We start from the raw sequence: 647 nt of genomic DNA, 5'->3' as shown, positions 1-647 counted from the left end.
AACTCGCCAATGCCAAATCTAAACTTGATGAGCTTAGCGATACTCTCCGCACTAACGTTAAGCGCGTGTACATCAAAGCCGAGTGCCCCGTGTCTGAAACCGCTGCCCCCACCGGCGTGGATGGTTCAAGACCCGCCAGACTGGCGAAAGACGCTGAACAGGATTATGTACGTCTCCTCGGAGAACTGGAAACCCTCGAAGCCCAGTTCCTCGGACTGAGGGATTGGGCTAAGAGTGAATGACAGTAGCCTCTGAATAATCAGGGGCTTTTTATTATCAAAAACCGGAAAAGAAACCATGTTTACCATTAATCCGATTATCGCGAACTCCACATCCTCGTATGAAACCAAAGAGTTCACCATTGCTCGTATTGGTTCACCTCAATGGACACATGCATTTGATTTGTCTAACGAGTTGGGTATTGAAACCCCAGATGTCATTGAATTTATTCCACCGTCCTATTCATATGAAGACATTACACAGGTTAGTGAAGAAGAACATTCACTCAGTGGAACCCGTGAAGGTGTGAGCACTAATGATTGTATCGCCATGGTCTGCTCGAATATTCCCAGCCCGACATTCCCGGAGATTCCAGAGCTGGGTGGAGGTGGGTATCAGTTTCTCTACAAAGGGGATCAGCTTTATAT

The 647-nt window shown here is 47.1% G+C and carries 2 protein-coding genes; both read left to right on the top strand.

All coding sequences use genetic code 11. From position 1 onward, the window contains the following. The coding region (locus AAY47_RS19755; protein ID WP_047772094.1) for a lysis system i-spanin subunit Rz at positions 1–242 on the top strand (242 nt) is incomplete at its 5' end. Positions 243–297: 55 nt separating this feature from the next. Further along, the coding region (locus AAY47_RS19750) for a hypothetical protein (RefSeq protein ID WP_047772095.1) at positions 298–647 on the top strand (350 nt) is incomplete at its 3' end.

The sequence above is a fragment of the Xenorhabdus griffiniae genome, assembly GCF_001028135.1.
GTDB classification, from domain to species: domain Bacteria; phylum Pseudomonadota; class Gammaproteobacteria; order Enterobacterales; family Enterobacteriaceae; genus Xenorhabdus; species Xenorhabdus bakwenae.
Note: the sequence above shows the minus strand (reverse complement) of the source record. Positions and strands in the feature narration are given on the sequence as shown.